This is a genomic window from Meridianimarinicoccus zhengii, assembly GCF_003254465.1.
GTDB lineage: Bacteria > Pseudomonadota > Alphaproteobacteria > Rhodobacterales > Rhodobacteraceae > Meridianimarinicoccus > Meridianimarinicoccus zhengii.
This window is the reverse complement of sequence record NZ_QDFI01000011.1, coordinates 1-15167: the sequence shown is the minus strand read 5'-3', so window position 1 is coordinate 15167 and position 15167 is coordinate 1. Positions and strand designations below refer to the sequence as shown.

Below are 15167 nucleotides of genomic sequence, written 5' to 3'. Positions count from 1 at the left end.
CGGGCTGTCGTCATTGCAATGCAACAGGTTGCGGCCGGTAGTTCGCGCACCCGTCGCGCCGCTGGCGCAGCTAGCCGCGGTGGAAGAAGTCGTAGATCGTCTCTGCCAGCGCGTCGGAAATGCCGTCCACGGCCTTGAGATCGGCAAGGTTCGCCCGCGACACGGCCTTGGCCGAGCCGAAATGCGCCAGAAGCGCGCGCTTGCGCCCCGCGCCGACGCCCGGCACGTCGTCCAGTGGCGTCGCCCCGATGGCCTTGGCGCGCTTGGCCCGGTGGGCGCCGATGGCGAAGCGGTGCGCCTCGTCGCGCAGCCGCTGAACGAAATACAGCACCGGATCGTTGTGGCGCAGGGCGAAGGGGCGCGCGCCGGGGCGGTAGAATTCTTCCTTCCCCGCGTCGCGGTCGATTCCCTTGGCCACGCCGACCATCGGAATGTCGTCCACGCCGAGATCGGCCATGATCCCGGCCACGGCGCTGACCTGCCCGGCGCCGCCGTCGATCAGCAGAAGGTCGGGCCAGTTTTCGGTCTTTCGGTCCGGATCCTCCTTCATCAGGCGTTCGAACCGCCGGGTCAGAACCTCCTTCATCATCCCGAAATCGTCGCCTGGGGTCAGGTCCGCGCCCTTGATGTTGAACTTGCGATAGGCGTTCTTCATCAGCCCTTCGGGTCCGGCAACGATCATGCCGCCCACGGCATTGGTGCCCTGGATGTGCGAGTTGTCGTAGACCTCGATCCGCCTCGGCGGGGCGGGCAGGTCGAAGGCCTCGGCCAGACCGGCCAGAAGTTTCGTCTGCGTGGCGCTTTCGGCCATCTTGCGCGCAAGGCTTTCGCGGGCGTTGCGCGCGGCACCTTCGACCAGTTCCGCCTTTTCGCCCCGTTGCGGCACCGCGATTTCGACCTTGCGGCCTGCCTTCTGGCTCAGCGCGTCGGTCATCAGGTCTTCGTTTTCGATGCCGTGGGACAGCAGGATCAGACGTGGTGCCTGCTTGTCGGCGTAGAACTGGCCGAGGAACGCCTCCAAAACCTCGGCCTCGTCGGCGCCGCTGCCGGTTCGGGGATAGAAGTCGCGGTTGCCCCAGTTCTGGTTGGCGCGGATGAAGAACACCTGCACGCAGGCCTGCCCGCCGTCCATGTGCAGCGCGATCACGTCGGCCTCGGCCACGCCACGGGGGTTGATGCCCTGGGCGCTCTGCACCTGGGTCAGCGCGCGGATGCGGTCGCGCAGCGCCGCGGCGCGTTCGAATTCCATCGCTTCGGCGGCGGCCTGCATCTGCGCGGCCAAATCCTCTTGCATCCGGGTGGACTTGCCCGACAGGAAACGCTCGGCATCGGCCACAAGCGCCGCATAGCTTTCGCGGTCGATCTCTCCGGTGCAGGGCGCGGCGCAGCGTTTGATCTGGTACAGGAGACAAGGGCGCGTGCGCGTCTCGAAGGTCTGATCGGTGCAGGTGCGCAGCAGGAACACCTTCTGCAACTGGTTCAGCGACCGGTTCACCGCGCCGGCGCTTGCAAAGGGGCCATAATAGCTGCCCTTCGCGGACTTGCGCCCGCGGTGCTTGCGGATCTGCGGAAAGGCATGGTCCTTGGTGATCAGGATGTTCGGGAAGCTCTTGTCGTCGCGCAATAGCACGTTGTAGCGCGGCTTGAGCTGCTTGATCAGGTTCTGTTCCAGCAGCAGCGCTTCTGTTTCCGTGCGCGTGGTCAGGAACATCATCGACGCGGTTTCGGAAATCATCCGCGCGATGCGGCGGCTATGTCCCGACGGGCGCGCGTAGTTCGATACGCGCGCCTTGAGGTTCCGGGCCTTGCCGACATAAAGCACCCGGCTTTCGGCGTCGAGCATCCGGTAGACACCGGGCGAGCTGTCGAGCGTCTTCAGATAGGCCTGTATGCAGTCATGACCGCGCAACCCGTCGCCGCGCGCATTGCCCGCTGTCGTCGTGGCGGCCTCTTGCTGGCCTGTCTGTCCGGTCTGGTCTGTCATTGTGTCAGTGCGCGATTCCCCCCTGTCGCTGCCCCGATCCCGCGCGGAGGACAAGGGTAAACATATGCACGCTTTCTGTGGATAACTCTGCGGACAAGTTTTTGGACAGCCGGATTTTTCCTTGTCCAAACGGCACTTCGTCGGTTTGCCTGTTTTTTAGGCCATTACTCAAGCATCTGAATATACGGAATAATTTTCTTGGACCGGATAAGAAGCTGAAAGATCTAAACATTTTGTTACGGTTTCGTGACCCCCCGACGGGGGCGTGGACAAGACCGGCCCCCGCGTCACTCCCGGCCGAGGACATCGGGGGTCTGCCAAGCCAGGTGTTGTCCGCCATCTATGCACAGCAACTGCCCCGTCACGGCAGGTGCGTTGACGAAGTACATGAGTGCGGCGGTGATGTCCGACAGGTTCGCGCCGCGTTCCAGCACGGTCGCGGACCGCTGGGCCGAAAAATGCTCTGCGGATTGCCGTGCGCCTTGCAGCGTCGGACCCGGGCCGATGGCATTGACACGGATATGCGGGGCCAGCGCCTGCGCCGCCGTCCGGGTCAGGGCCCACAGACCCATCTTGGCGATGGTGTAGGTCATGAATTCCGGCGTCAGCTTGTGGACCCGCTGGTCGATCATGTTGACCACCAGACCGGCCGCGCGCGGTTCGCCCGCCGCATCCGGCTGCGCGCGTGGACATTGCGCCGCGAAGGCCTGCGTCAGTACGAACGGTGCCCGCAGGTTGCTTTCGACGTGGCGGTCCCAGCTTTCGCGGGTTGCCGTCTGGATGTTGTCGTATTCGAAGATGGACGCGTTGTTGACCAGCACGGTCAGTGGGCCGCCAAGCGCGTCTGCCGCGCGCGCTACCAGAGGTGCGGTCTGTGCCTCGTCCAGCAGGTCCGCCCGAAGCGTCGCCGCCCGCCGTCCCGTCGACCGGATTTCCTGCGCAAGCCCTTCCGCGGCATCGCCGGAAGCCGCGTAATGGATCGCCACGTCGTACCCGGCCTCGGACAGGGCCAGCGCCATGGCGCGACCAAGCCGCTGCGCGGCGCCCGTGACCAGCGCGCGTTGGGTCATGTGCCTTGCCCCTTTCAGATCAGCAAGCTGGCGACATAGCCCAGATAGGCCGCGGTCAAGGCGGCGCCGGCCACACGGTTGAGCGGCCAGTCGCGCAGAACGAAAGGTGCGATCGCAACCGACGCGCCGAGCATCACCCACAGATCGAAGGTCAGGAATTCCCGGTCGACCGGCACGGGCGCGATGAGGGCGGTAATGCCCATGATCGCCGCCAGATTGAAGATGTTCGACCCGATGACGTTCCCGATGGCCACGTCCGCCTTGTTCCGGAAAGCGGCCATGACCGTCGTCGCCAATTCCGGCGCCGAGGTGCCGACGGCCACGAGCGTGAGGCCGATCACCGTCTCGCTCACGCCGAAATCGCGGGCGAGCGCCACGCTTCCGTCCACCAGCATGTCCGCGCCCAGCGGAAGACCGACGAGCCCGAGCACGAGGTACAGCACGACGCGCCAGATCGGCATGTGCGGATCCGCACCTTCCAGTTCCTCCGGGTCGACGGCCGCCGCGGCGCGTTCGGCCGCCCGGTGGGCACGCGCGCGCCGGAACTGGTCGCCCAGCATGAAGGCGAGCATCGCCAGAAGGACCAACCCGTGCCACCAGGTCAGCGGCCCCAGGGCGCACAGAGCGATGAAGGCCGCCGAAACGACCAGCATCAGCACGTAGGTGTGGCGGCTGTCGTCATCGGCGCGCCCCAGACCCTTCAGCAGCGCCGGCACACCAAGAACCAGCAGGATGTTCGCGGTGTTCGATCCGACCACGTTGCCGATGGCGATGCCCGGCGAATCCCGCAGGACGGCCTGCACCGACACGAGCAACTCCGGCGCGGAGGTGCCGAATGCCACCACCGTCAGGCTGACGATCAGCGCGGGAATGCCCAGCCGCAGGGCCAGGTTCACCGCCCCCTTCACCAGCGCATCGCCGGCGAGCAGCAGGATCGCAAGCCCGAGGGCCACCAACAGCCAATCCATATGTCAGCTCTTTCCTTTGGAACAGGGGCAGGGCGCGCGCCCGATGCGCGGTCGGCCGCATCGCGTGCATTTCGCGGCGGTCAGGCGGGGCATCCTAGGCATGCGCAGGCGCCCGAACATGGCGAGAACCGCCATGCCGACAAGGAACAGGCTGACGATCTTGACCAGCACCTAGAGCCCGTACTGCGCATACAGGGCGCGTTCTTCGATCCGGGACAATGCGTCGTCCAGCACGGCGGCGCCGAACCGTTGCAGCAACCCGCGCCGCTGTCCGTAGCGGATGAACCGTACCTTGTCGCCGTAGCGATCCTTCATCACCGGCACGAGATGTCCGACCGCATCGGCAAGACCGGTCTTCACGGCGCTTGCCCCGATCCAGACCTCGCCGGTGAACAGGTCGGTGCCCTCGGGCAGCCGCGCGCCGCGCCGTTCGGTGACATGGTCCTTGAAGACGGTGTGCAGCTCGTCGAGCAGACCGCGCAGGCGCGCCACGTCCTCGTCCTTTTCGGGACTGAACGGGTCGAGCATGCTCTTGGACCGGCCAGCGGTGTAGATCCGCCGTTCGATCCCCTGCCGCGCGATGAACTTGTGCGCCCCGAACGACGCCGAGATGACTCCGATTGAGCCGACGATGGACCCGGGATCGACGACGATGTCATCTGCCGCAGCCGCGATCCAGTAGCCACCCGACGCCGCCACATCCTCCACGAAGGCCGTCACGGGCAGGCCGGTTTCAGTGGCCAGCCGCCTGATGCGCGCGCCGATCAGCGACGACTGGACGGGGCTGCCGCCCGGTGAATTGATGACGAGAGCGACGGCCGCGGGCTTGCCCCGTCGGAAGGCCCGTTCCAGCATCTGCGCCGTCGCGGCGTCGTTCAACGCACCGCGGCCCCCTGCGGCGATCATGCCCGACATGCGGACGACGGCAACGCGGGGCGGGCTCTTCAGGAAGGGCACGAGATGTCTCATGCGCCTCACATAGAGTGCGGGTCGCGCAACAACAAGCGCGCGACAACAAGGGGCGACGGGCCCCGCGAACGCGAACGCCCCGACCGAAGGCCGGGGCGTTGCAGATCGGTTCGTGGTTGGACGGGTTACCAGAGCGCGACGAGATCCGATGCCGATGTGCCGGTGGCCATCACCCGCCGGATACGCAAGGGCAGGAGGGTGCCGCCGGGCACCGCGGCCAGGGTGATCGTGCTGCCGGAGGCGAGTTGTGCCGCGATCTGCCCGCCGCTGCCAACGTAAAGCGCGCGGGTGACGTGGGCGAGATCGCCGCCATCGTCGGGAACGACCATGCTGCCATCGATCGCGGGCGAAGTGAGGCCGGGGGTCGTGTGTGCGTAGATATCCGCCATCTGAGGCTCCATCGTTGCGGGCGCGCGGCCCATGAACTGCTCGGGTCACCGGCCCGCGACAGGCGCGCGGGATGCCCCGGCAACGCAATGGAACCTGCGACGGATGGCTTAAGAGTGGCTTGTCATGCCGTGCGCCCCACGCCAATCTGGCGCAACGGGACCGCGTGCGACGGCACATCGGTGTCGGGTCGGAAAGGCAATCGATGCAGTTGATCAGGCTGGCAGTCCTTGGATGCGCGATGGTGGCATGCGCCGGCACCGCGGCCGCGCAGGCGTCGGGTCCCGTGTCCACGCTCGTGGATGCCGCGACCGCGATCCCGACGACCGGTGGTGCGGCCGTGGTCGGCGTCGCCAATACCCGGCGCGACCCGGGCACCGGGCTGATCGATGTGCTTCTGACACCCGATCCGGCCCTGCGCGCGGAACCGATCGTCGATCCCGAGGCCACGGACGTGGCCGCCGGCATCCTGCGGCGGTTGCAGGCGAGCGGAACCGCGGCCGGGCTCGCCGGCGTGCTCTACGACAACCGGGACAGCGGACATTCCGCCCTGTCCCGTTCACGTTTTCCGCAACTGGCGCACACGGATTACGACGACGCATTGCGGCAGCAGGGGGTGCATCACGGTGTGGCCGGGCGGGTGCGGTTCTCGCTGCCGGTGGTGGGCAATTCGTCCACGGCGCTGACCAGCGGGCCGATCGCCAGAAGCCTCGGGCGGCTGGCGATGGCCGATCAGGCCGCGGCGCTGCGCAGTTACCGCCTGTTCGTGTCGAACCACCTGTATGTCTACCCTGAACATCGGGACTATGACCCCGAAACCGGCGACAGGTTGCAGGCCAACGTGCCGTATTTCCTTTTGTCACAGGGATCATCGCGGTCCGACAGGCCGTTCGTGCGGACTGCGTTGGAAATCGTTGCCGGGCTGACGCCGGACACGCGGGCGGCGGCCGAAGCGTCGGGCCGCCTGCCTGCGACAGTGCAAGCCGTCATGCGTCGCACGCTGGATGGGGTGAACAGCGACGCGCAGTATCTGTCCCCGCTGGCCCATCCGCCGGTCTTTACGGGTAGCGCATTGCGCCCCGCGCTGGCCGTGCGCTATGCGAATTCACTGGCGCCCGAGACGCTGCCACCTCTGGTCACACTGTCGGTCGAGCGCGATTTCGCGGCGCGTCCCGGCGTCGACTACCTGGCCGGCAATCTTGGCGAGATCCTGTTCACGACCCCGATGGCCGTCGCGCGCGCGTGGCGCTCTTTCGCGCATGACCGGCGCGTTACGCTCCGCGCAGCGATCACGCCTGTGGCGGACGGCGCGACCACGCCGCGGTTCCACTGGATATTGTTGCAGGGCGATCCGGACCGGGTGACGATCCGGCCGCGTGACGGTGCGGGCGACGTGGCCGATATCGACATCGCGTGGCATGATCGCTTTCCCGTCGCGCCGGGCCGTCCGATGCTGACCCCGCGGGTCGATGTCGCGGTTATCGCGGACGCGGGCGGTGCCATGTCCGCCCCAGCTGTCTTTTCGGTCCTCTTTCCCACGCATCAGGCACGCACATACGTGCCCGGACCCGACGGAACCCCGGTTTTGACAGAGCTGTCCTACGCGCGCCCCGCGTCGTCCGGCGAGTATGCGGATCCGCTGGTATGGCCCTCCGCGCCGTGGCGCGACGTGCTTGTCCGCGATGGGGACGGCCGGCTGGTCGGCATTGACCGCACCCATGACGATGGCACGCAGCATGTCCTGAAATACGTGCCCGAGGGCTGGCGCATGGAAGACGGTCAGATCCTTCGCCATGCCGCCCGGGCCGCCCGGCAGGGCGTCTTGGAACTCGAGATGGCGCCCTGAGCGCGGGGGGCCCGTCAGTAATAGGACTTGTCGTAGCCGTAGCTGCCTTGAGAGTAGCGCGCCTTGTTGAACACGACGCCGATCATGTTCGTGGCCGAAGCGATCTCCGTTTCGCTGACATCCACTTCGTCGATGGAGGTCTGTTCGGCCGCGGCGACGAGAATCGCGGCATCGGTGAAGTCCAGAAAACCGATCGTGTCGTCGCTGGCCAGCATCGGCGGGGCGTCGAAAAGCACGAGGTCCGGCGCGAACTTGCGTTCGACAAGCTCGATCTGCTGACGGGCAAAGGCACTGTGCAGCAGTTCCGACGAATTGGCGCTTGGTACGCGGTTGGTGCCGAAGGCGAGGTTGTTGCCATAAGCGATCATGTGCGCCTCGGGTGGCTCGTGGCCGCCCAGCACGCGGGCGAAGGCAAGGTTCTCGCGAATGCCGACGAGGTTCGCCAGTTCCGGCCGGCGCATGTCGATATCGATCACCAGCACCCGCAACTCCGTCTGCCGCGCGAGGCCGAAGGCGAGATTGGCGGTGATCGTGGACTTCCCGCACTTCGGGGTGGGCGACGTGATGGCGATCCGGCGATACCCGTTGGCCTTGCATTGCTGAAGAAGCCGCGTGCGCATCATGTCGAACGGCTGCGCGACCGCCCCGCCGAAGAACGACAGTACCCGGTTGTTCTTCAGAAGTTTCTCGTTCGGCACGAATTGAGGCAAGGCACGCCAGGCCGCCGCCACGTCCTGTGAAACGGGTGTCGCGCCTCCGGTATTCTGCGTGGCATGGCCCGATGCCGAATTGTCAGCCGAACGGGTGGCGGATGACGGCGCACCCTCCGCGGTCTGTGCGGCTTCACGACGCCGGTCCCTTGCGCGGCTGAGTGCTTCCTGAAGACGTTCCATCACTTCACCTCGACACTGGGGAATTCGCGCTGGTCATCCGATCACCGAAAAGCCAACCTTGTTGAAAAGGCGCTCGATCAAGCCGTCCAGCGGAAAAACGAACGTGTGCACGGCGAACAGGCCGAGTGGCAGGAGGACCACAAGTCCGGCGACCGCGCCGAAGATGACCGTGCGGCGGATCGCGATTTCCCGACGGGTGCGGATGTAGGGAAGTACCGCGAAGGGCGTGATCCCGAGACGGCTGGTCAGTTCGACCGGCCTGCGGATCGACCGGTTCAGGAATTCCAGCAGCACGATGAGCGCAAGCCCCGCGAACATTCCTGCGCCCACGCCCGCCGCCGCGATGATCGGCCGATTGGGCTTTGTCGGACGTTCCGGCGCGATCGCCTGTTCGATGATCGAGATCCGCTGCCCCTTCGCAAGAAGTTCGATCCGTTCGCCGGTGGCTGCAACCGACAGGCGCGCCACGGCTTCGTTGTATTGGCTTTGGATATTGTCGTAATCGCGCTGCAGCTTGTTAAGTGTCACACCGTTCGCGGCCGCCTCGGTGAGGTTTTCCTCGATTTCGGGGATCTCGGTGTTGATGCGCTCGATTTCCGCGCGCAGCGTTTCCATGCGCCGGTCGATATCCTCGATTTCGGCCTCGAAGCGGATCTGCTGCTCGGTTCGCGGAGCGGCCAGTTCTTCCGGTTCCGGTTCGGCCTCCGTATCTTCATTCAGTGCTGCGGCGCGCTGCTGTTCGAGACGTTCCTCGAGCTGGCTGACACGTGCACGCAAAAGCGTGACCCGCGGGTTCTGCTCGGAATAGATCAGCAGGGCTTCGGACAGCGCAGCGCGCTGGGTCATCAGTTCCTGCTCAAGCGGCGACCCCGCGGCACCGCCTTCGCCGTCGATGCCCACGACCTCGAAGAGTTCCACGAAGCGCTCGCGCTGATTTTCCAAGGCGTCCAGCGTCTGCCGCGCCTCGATACGTTGGTTGGTCAGATCATCGAGCCGCGTGCGCAGGAACGTCATGTTGCTCGGGACTGCGATCCCGACCTCGTTCTGGAAATTGATCAGTTCCACGCTCGCAGCATCAAGCTCGCTGCCCAGCCGATCGACCTCCTGCGTGAAGAATGCCAGCGTGTCGCCGGCCTGCTCCGTACGCAGTTCGACATTCTGCTGCAGCACGCGGGTGACGAACTCGTTCGCCGTCTCCGCGGTCTTGGGCGCCGAGTCGCCGCGGTACCTGATCTCGAGCACCGTCGCCGCGGGTTGCCCGCGGCGCGCGGCGCCTGCCTGCGAGAATGCAAAAACTGTGCGGCTGCGCATGTCCTCGACGATTTCCGACGAGCTGGGGCGGCTGCCGCTTTCATCCGGCGGGTACAGATTCAGCGCATTGGAGATATCAAGGAGCACCTGACGGGACAGCAACCGTTGCTCGATGATTCGCAGCTGTTCTGCCGCCTGAACCTGTACCGTGCTGGCCGCAAGGTTGTCGGGGATCTGCTCGGCTTCCACGAGCAGCACTGCGCGCGCCTCGTATTCCGACGGCAGCACCAGCGCCAGCGAAAGCCCGACCGACGAGAACAGGGCCGTAACGAGAATGAAGTACGGGCTGCGACGTAAAAAGACCGTAAAGTAGTACTTTAGATCAAGATTCATCGTTTTGGTCTCCGCTACGGCTGGCTGCGCCGAAGAAAACGCCATCGGCCAGCACGTTGTCGATCGTTTCGCCGGTTACCTCCATCTGGTCGGCTGAAAATGCATATACCAGACCAAGGTCACACAACTGGTTAATCAGCCGCGGCACGCCACCGGTCAGCGCATGAATGCGCGTCACAGCGTCCCGCGTGAACTCTTCTCCCGTGCCATTCGCCACCTGAAGACGGTGTCTGATGTATTCCGCCACGTTGTCGGCGTTCATGGCCGACAGATGAAAGCTCGACCCGACCCGCTGCACGAACTGCTTGAGCTCGGGCCGCATGATAAGGTGCCGTAGCTCCGGCTGTCCGACAAGCACGAGTTGCACGAGTTCGTCCTTGTTCGAGTTGATGTTGGTCAACATGCGCAGTTCTTCAAGAGTGCTCACGTTGAGGTTCTGCGCCTCGTCTATGATCAGGATGACCCGCTTGCCGTCCGCATATGTTTCCAGAAGGAAATCCTGGAGCGTCTGGAACAGCGTGACATAGGACGCGTGCGGATCGAAGTGCACGCCAAGCGCATGCAGGACCCATTGCAGAAGCTCGCCCCGGTCGCCCTGGGCGTTCGAGATGAGCCCCACCACCACGTCCGACCCGAGTGTCTTGAGAAGATGCTGCAGCAGCGTCGTCTTGCCCGCGCCGATCTCCCCGGTGACGACGGTGATCGGCGACCGCGTGAGGACACCGTACTCCAGCATCGTGTAGGCGAGCCGATGGGACTTGGACCAGAAAATGAAATCCGGGTCAGGCACGAGCGTGAACGGACGCTCCGTGAACCCGAAGAACGAATTGTAGATGTCTACAGGCGCTGTCGTGTTCATGGTCCCTTGATCTGGTCCCCCGGCATGGCCGGCGACCTGCCTTTGTCGGCGCGTGGATTGTGAACGTGTAACTCGATACGTGTGCGGCTTCCTTAAACAGAAACGCCGCCGATGGGAAATCCGTTTCGCCGCAGGTGAAAAAAGGTCGCAAACACTGCCCAATGGGGCGTCGCGGGCCGCCGACCTGCTGTGTGACGGGAATCACGCGGCACGCTGCGCGCGCTTCGTCCCGACGATCGTGGGCTGCGCCTGCTACACTTGTGCACGCCTCGCGTGCATCGGGGGTCAGCGACGTGCCCGATTTTTCTGCACTGCAACATGAAATCAACTTTAGCGTAAGGAAAACAATACCTTGTGCAATTTACCAAAAGTGGGTAAGAGTGTGTGTAAACGTTGAACTGAATCGGCATTACGTGATAGCAAATATGAAGGGATGTGAAAATGCGCACTTCCGACAGGCCTCTTCACCTGACGTTCAGGTGACTGGAAGCTACGGTGTTATGGTCGGCTGAGCGTGGTTAACGAAAGGGTAGGTTACTTGACTGCACATTTTCCCAACAGTCCGGGTTCCATTTCGGAAATCGTGGACTATACGCCGCAAACAGGTCTGTACCGGTCGGGGCTAAAGCGGATATTCGACATTGTCTTCGTTATCTGCACGTCCATCATCGTGGTGCCACTCGTCGCCATCCTGTCGATGATCGTGTCGCTGGACGGGGGGTCGCCCTTTTACGTCCAGACGCGCGTCGGATTGAAGGGGCGAAGTTTCCGCATGGTAAAGTTGCGGTCGATGGTTCAGGACGCGGATCGCAAGCTTGCCGAGTATCTTGCCACGCATCCGGAAGCTGCCGCCGAGTGGGCGCGAACCCAGAAGCTCCGCCACGATCCGCGCGTGACATGGATCGGTCGCGTGATTCGCCGTACGTCGCTCGATGAGCTTCCGCAGTTCTGGAATGTGCTCATGGGGGACATGAGCGTCGTGGGACCTCGGCCCATGATGCCCTCGCAGCGGGATTTGTATCCGGGTCAGGCCTATTATGCACTTCGACCCGGAGTGACAGGGCTGTGGCAGATTGGCGAGCGCAACAACACGTCCTTCGCGTCGCGTGCGCGGTTCGACGCGGATTACTACAGTCTCATGAGCTTCTGGGCGGACCTGAGCATCATCCTGAGAACTGTTCGTGTCGTGTTGCGGGGCACAGGGGTGTGACTGCGGCTGCGTTGGCAGGTTTGCAAACAGGTTAGCCGCGTTAACGCATCGCATGGAATTGAGAGATATGAAGGGCATCGTGATGCGCTGCCCCTTTTCTTTCGGGTGGCTCCGAGACTAAGAACTTATAAATGCGCTCAATCCCAAGGGTTTCTTTGATGTCCAACGTCCGCCTGACGCTCGCAGCAATCACTGTCGGCATGACCCTTCTCCTCGCCGGGTGCGATACCGTCGAGGAGAGGGCGGAAGCAAAGTATCAGAGTGCCATCGAACTGGCCGACGCCGGTGAAATCGATCGGGCCAAGGTGGAACTGCGTGCGGTGTTCGACCTTGACGGCGAACACCGCGATGCGCGGATGCTCTACGCGGATCTCTTGCGTGAAGGCGGGGAATTCGAAGAAGCGTTCCGGCACTACCTGCTGGTGGCCGAGCAGAATCCGGACGATTTCGACTCGCGACTTGCGATGTCGGAACTGGCGATTTCCATGGGCGCATGGGACCTCGCCAAGCGTCACAGCGACGCCGCGGCCGCCCTTCGGCCCGGGGACCCGGCGCTCGAGACGGTTCTCGTGGTTGTCGCCTATGCGGACGCGTCGCGCCAGGAAAATGCCGCGGAGCGCGACGCTGCCGCGGAAACCGCGCTTGAACTGACCGCCGATGATCCCGGCAATATTCTGGCACAGCAGGTGGCCATCGACGCCCTGATCCGGGAAGGCAACTACGATGCCGCGCTCGCGAATGTCGAGGCTGCATTGGACGCCGTCCCGATGGATCGGCAGATGAACCAGCTGAAGCTGACGATCCTCGCCCAGACAGAAGACATGGCGGGGCTGGGCAACCACCTGCGCGACATGGTCGAACGCTTCCCGGAAAACCGCGAAGTCCGCACCGCGCTCGTGCGGTGGTATCTGGCCAATGACGATGCCGACGGTGCCGAAGCGTTCGTCCGCGAACTCGTGGCGAATGCTGGCGATGAAATCGCGCCGCGCCTGGCCCTCGTGCAGTTCTTGTCGCAGGTCCGCGGCAGCGAAGCGGCTCTTGCCGAGACCGAGCGCCTGATCGACGAAGGGCTCGACAACGATACGTTCGGCCTGCTCAAGGCCAGCATCCTTTTCGACAGCGGTTCGCAGGATGTGGCGATCTCGCAGATCGAATCCCTGGTCGAGGGACGAGAATCCTCCGAGACGGTGCGCGACATGAAAACCACGCTCGCGCGGATGTATCTTGCGACGGGCCGCGGGGATGACGCCCGTGCATTGGTGGACGAGGTTCTCGAAGCGGATCCGGTTAACACGAACGGCCTAAAGCTTCGGGCTAACTGGCTGATCGAAGATGATCGCGTGCGCGAAGCCGTTCTTGCCTTGCGCACCGCACTGGACCAGACCCCGAACGATCCCGAAACGATCACGCTTCTTGCCCGTGCCTATGAACGCGATGGCAACCGAGAGCTGATGGCGGAAAGCCTCGCGCTTGCGGTCACGGCCTCGAACGCAGCCCCCGAGGAATCGCTGCGCTATGCGCGCTTCCTGATCGCCGACGAGAAATACCTGAGTGCGGAGGACGTTCTGTTGCAGTCCCTGCGGCTGTCGCCCTCCAATCTCGAGCTGCTGCGCAGTCTTTCGGACGTCTATCTTGCGCTGAACGATCTCGGCCGGGCAGAGCAGGTCGTGCAGGCCCTGCGGGATCTCGGCACAGAGGACAGCGACGCGCTTGCCAATGTGGTGCAGGCCGCGATCTTTCAGCGCTCGGCCCGGACCGACGAAAGCATCGAGCTTATGATGAGCATGATCCGCGAGGGCCAATCGGCGCTCGCGGCACAGACAGCGATCATCAGGACCCGTCTCGCCAATGGCGAGGTGCGCGAGGCGCGCAGCTTCATGAACGATCTTCTCGCGCGCACGCCGGAGGACGATCCCAACATCGTGGGTGTCCAGTTTCTCAACGCGGCCCTGACGGCCACCGAAGGCGATCTTGAAGCGGCCCAGTCGATCTATCGCACCATCCTCGACAAGCATCCTGAACTCGAGGCTGTGTGGCGCGCGTTGATCGCGACGACGGTGCGCGCGGGCGACACGTCCGGGGCGATCAACGTGGTGGACGAAGCTCTCGCCGTCGTGCCGCAATCCATGAACCTGCGCTGGATCAAGGCCGGGCTTGCCGAGCAACTCGGGCGCATCGATGAAGCCATCGCGCTCTACGAGGAACTTTACGAGGACGACTCGAACTCGACGATCATCGCGAACAACCTTGCCAGCATGATCACCACGTACCGGGATGACGAGGACAGCCTCGAACGTGCCTATGTGATCGCGCGGCGCCTGCGCGGGTCGGATTTCCCGGCCTTCCAGGATACCTATGGTTGGATCGCCTATCGCCTCGGCAATCTTGACGAGGCGCTGGAGAACCTTGAACCGGCCGCCGCGAGCCTGCCCGGCGATCCGACGGTGCAGTACCACTTGGCCCGTCTCTACGATACGCTCGGCCGCAACGACGAAGCGCTTGTTCGCTATGACGCAGCGCTGGACCTGTGGTCGGATCGTCCGATCGCACTTGCCGAACGCGCCCAGAGAGAGCGTGACGCACTGGTGGCGCGGGTCGAGGCGGGCGAAACGCCGGAAACACTGCCCGATGGCACTCTGCGGCCGACGGCGACGGAGTGATCCAGACCCAGTGTCGTAGTTTTCCTGCGGCGCACATCGAGGGGCGAATGCGCCGCGCATTTTGGGACACACCCAACACTGGCGCCCCCTTCTTCCGTGTGACCGGGGTCTCCGTGCCCCGGTCGCCGAATTTCCCCGGCCGTTGGCCGCGAAAGCAGGCACCGGGCACGCGTGCCCCGGCCAACCCGTCGGTTCACTCAAACGGGTGTTGCTCACTGACCTGCATCCCCAAGCAGTTCTCACCCTGCGGTTCGACGTATTCCTGACCGAGAAGGAAGGCGATGAAGCGTGTCAGGTGCAGTTAGAGCGTGTCGCCTCAGATCGGATTCTGGATTCCCATAGCGGTTATCCTGTGATTCCATGCCTTGTAGGCAACTATGGGGGTCAGGGATGGGTAAACCGCATCCTGTTGAGCTGCGTGAACGTGCCGTGCAGATTGTCGCGCAGGGCCACACGCACACCGAGGCGGCGCGGCGACTTTGCGTTTCGATCAAGTTCGTCAATGACATGGTGCGGCTCAAGCGCGAGACTGGCGCGCTTGCGCCAAAGCCGCAGGGCAATCCGGGACGCGGCAAGCTGACCGATGTCAAAGACTGGGTGCGGCGCCGGATCGCGGCCGCCCCGACCTCACGATCGATGAACTGACGGCGGAACTTGCTGCCGACCACGGGTTGAAG

12 protein-coding genes are annotated in these 15167 nt (G+C 64.1%); 4 read left to right on the top strand and 8 right to left on the bottom strand.

The features are described from left to right. Nucleotides 1-70 precede the first annotated feature (70 nt). The 5 genes from uvrC to DDE13_RS05340 form a co-directional block, all read right to left on the bottom strand. Complete coding sequence (uvrC, locus tag DDE13_RS05360) at nt 71-1984, bottom strand: excinuclease ABC subunit UvrC (protein WP_111402206.1); 1914 nt, start codon at nt 1982-1984, stop codon at nt 71-73. Nucleotides 1985-2271: 287 nt separating this feature from the next. Then, nucleotides 2272-3054, bottom strand: a complete 783-nt coding sequence (locus tag DDE13_RS05355; protein WP_111402204.1) for an SDR family oxidoreductase — start codon at nt 3052-3054, stop codon at nt 2272-2274. Between the two features lie 14 nt (nt 3055-3068). Next, complete coding sequence (locus tag DDE13_RS05350) at nt 3069-4022, bottom strand: calcium/sodium antiporter (protein WP_111402202.1); 954 nt, start codon at nt 4020-4022, stop codon at nt 3069-3071. A 171-nt stretch (nt 4023-4193) separates the two neighbouring features. Further along, entirely contained in the window at nt 4194-4991 is a 798-nt protein-coding gene (locus DDE13_RS05345; RefSeq protein ID WP_111402200.1) for a S49 family peptidase, read from the bottom strand. A 125-nt stretch (nt 4992-5116) separates the two neighbouring features. Continuing rightward, nucleotides 5117-5380 (bottom strand): spike base protein, RCAP_Rcc01079 family, encoded by a 264-nt coding sequence (locus tag DDE13_RS05340; protein WP_111402198.1) that lies wholly within the window; start codon nt 5378-5380, stop codon nt 5117-5119. A 203-nt stretch (nt 5381-5583) separates the two neighbouring features. On the opposite strand from DDE13_RS05340, the gene DDE13_RS05335 reads away from it, so the two are divergent. Further along, entirely contained in the window at nt 5584-7224 is a 1641-nt protein-coding gene (locus tag DDE13_RS05335; RefSeq protein WP_111402196.1) for a hypothetical protein, read from the top strand. Between the two features lie 14 nt (nt 7225-7238). Here the strand turns inward: DDE13_RS05335 and DDE13_RS05330 are convergent, their stop codons facing one another. The 3 genes from DDE13_RS05330 to DDE13_RS05320 are packed head-to-tail and all read right to left on the bottom strand — an operon-like array spanning nt 7239 to nt 10620. Continuing rightward, on the bottom strand, nt 7239-8117 hold the full coding sequence (locus DDE13_RS05330; RefSeq protein WP_111402194.1) for a CpsD/CapB family tyrosine-protein kinase: 879 nt from the start codon (nt 8115-8117) through the stop codon (nt 7239-7241). Between the two features lie 33 nt (nt 8118-8150). Continuing rightward, a complete protein-coding gene (locus DDE13_RS05325) occupies nt 8151-9806 on the bottom strand; it encodes a GumC family protein (RefSeq protein WP_111402193.1) in 1656 nt (551 codons plus the stop codon). Further along, nucleotides 9751-10620 carry an ExeA family protein gene (locus DDE13_RS05320; RefSeq protein WP_111402191.1) on the bottom strand — a complete coding sequence of 290 codons (870 nt, stop codon included), beginning with the start codon at nt 10618-10620 and terminating at the stop codon, nt 9751-9753. The genes DDE13_RS05325 and DDE13_RS05320 overlap by 56 nt, the downstream gene beginning before the upstream one ends. A gap of 538 nt (nt 10621-11158) precedes the next feature. Here DDE13_RS05320 and DDE13_RS05315 point away from each other — a divergent pair. From DDE13_RS05315 to DDE13_RS05305, 3 genes are all read left to right on the top strand, one after another. Next, complete coding sequence (locus DDE13_RS05315) at nt 11159-11830, top strand: sugar transferase (protein WP_111402189.1); 672 nt, start codon at nt 11159-11161, stop codon at nt 11828-11830. A gap of 158 nt (nt 11831-11988) precedes the next feature. Further along, complete coding sequence (locus tag DDE13_RS05310) at nt 11989-14490, top strand: tetratricopeptide repeat protein (RefSeq protein WP_162630867.1); 2502 nt, start codon at nt 11989-11991, stop codon at nt 14488-14490. 390 nt (nt 14491-14880) lie between these two features. Further along, nucleotides 14881-15135 carry a helix-turn-helix domain-containing protein gene (locus DDE13_RS05305; protein ID WP_162630866.1) on the top strand — a complete coding sequence of 85 codons (255 nt, stop codon included), beginning with the start codon at nt 14881-14883 and terminating at the stop codon, nt 15133-15135. The last annotated feature ends 32 nt before the right edge of the window (nt 15136-15167 follow it).

Coding starts and splice junctions, on each gene's coding strand:
- DDE13_RS05345 (WP_111402200.1), bottom strand. CDS start 4,991: ATGAGACATCTCGTGCCCTTCCTGAAGAGCCCGCCCCGCGTTGCCGTC.
- DDE13_RS05310 (WP_162630867.1), top strand. CDS start 11,989: ATGTCCAACGTCCGCCTGACGCTCGCAGCAATCACTGTCGGCATGACC.
- DDE13_RS05305 (WP_162630866.1), top strand. CDS start 14,881: ATGGGTAAACCGCATCCTGTTGAGCTGCGTGAACGTGCCGTGCAGATT.
- DDE13_RS05320 (WP_111402191.1), bottom strand. CDS start 10,620: ATGAACACGACAGCGCCTGTAGACATCTACAATTCGTTCTTCGGGTTC.
- DDE13_RS05340 (WP_111402198.1), bottom strand. CDS start 5,380: ATGGCGGATATCTACGCACACACGACCCCCGGCCTCACTTCGCCCGCG.
- DDE13_RS05335 (WP_111402196.1), top strand. CDS start 5,584: ATGCAGTTGATCAGGCTGGCAGTCCTTGGATGCGCGATGGTGGCATGC.
- DDE13_RS05350 (WP_111402202.1), bottom strand. CDS start 4,022: ATGGATTGGCTGTTGGTGGCCCTCGGGCTTGCGATCCTGCTGCTCGCC.
- DDE13_RS05330 (WP_111402194.1), bottom strand. CDS start 8,117: ATGGAACGTCTTCAGGAAGCACTCAGCCGCGCAAGGGACCGGCGTCGT.
- uvrC (WP_111402206.1), bottom strand. CDS start 1,984: ATGACAGACCAGACCGGACAGACAGGCCAGCAAGAGGCCGCCACGACG.
- DDE13_RS05355 (WP_111402204.1), bottom strand. CDS start 3,054: ATGACCCAACGCGCGCTGGTCACGGGCGCCGCGCAGCGGCTTGGTCGC.
- DDE13_RS05325 (WP_111402193.1), bottom strand. CDS start 9,806: ATGGCGTTTTCTTCGGCGCAGCCAGCCGTAGCGGAGACCAAAACGATG.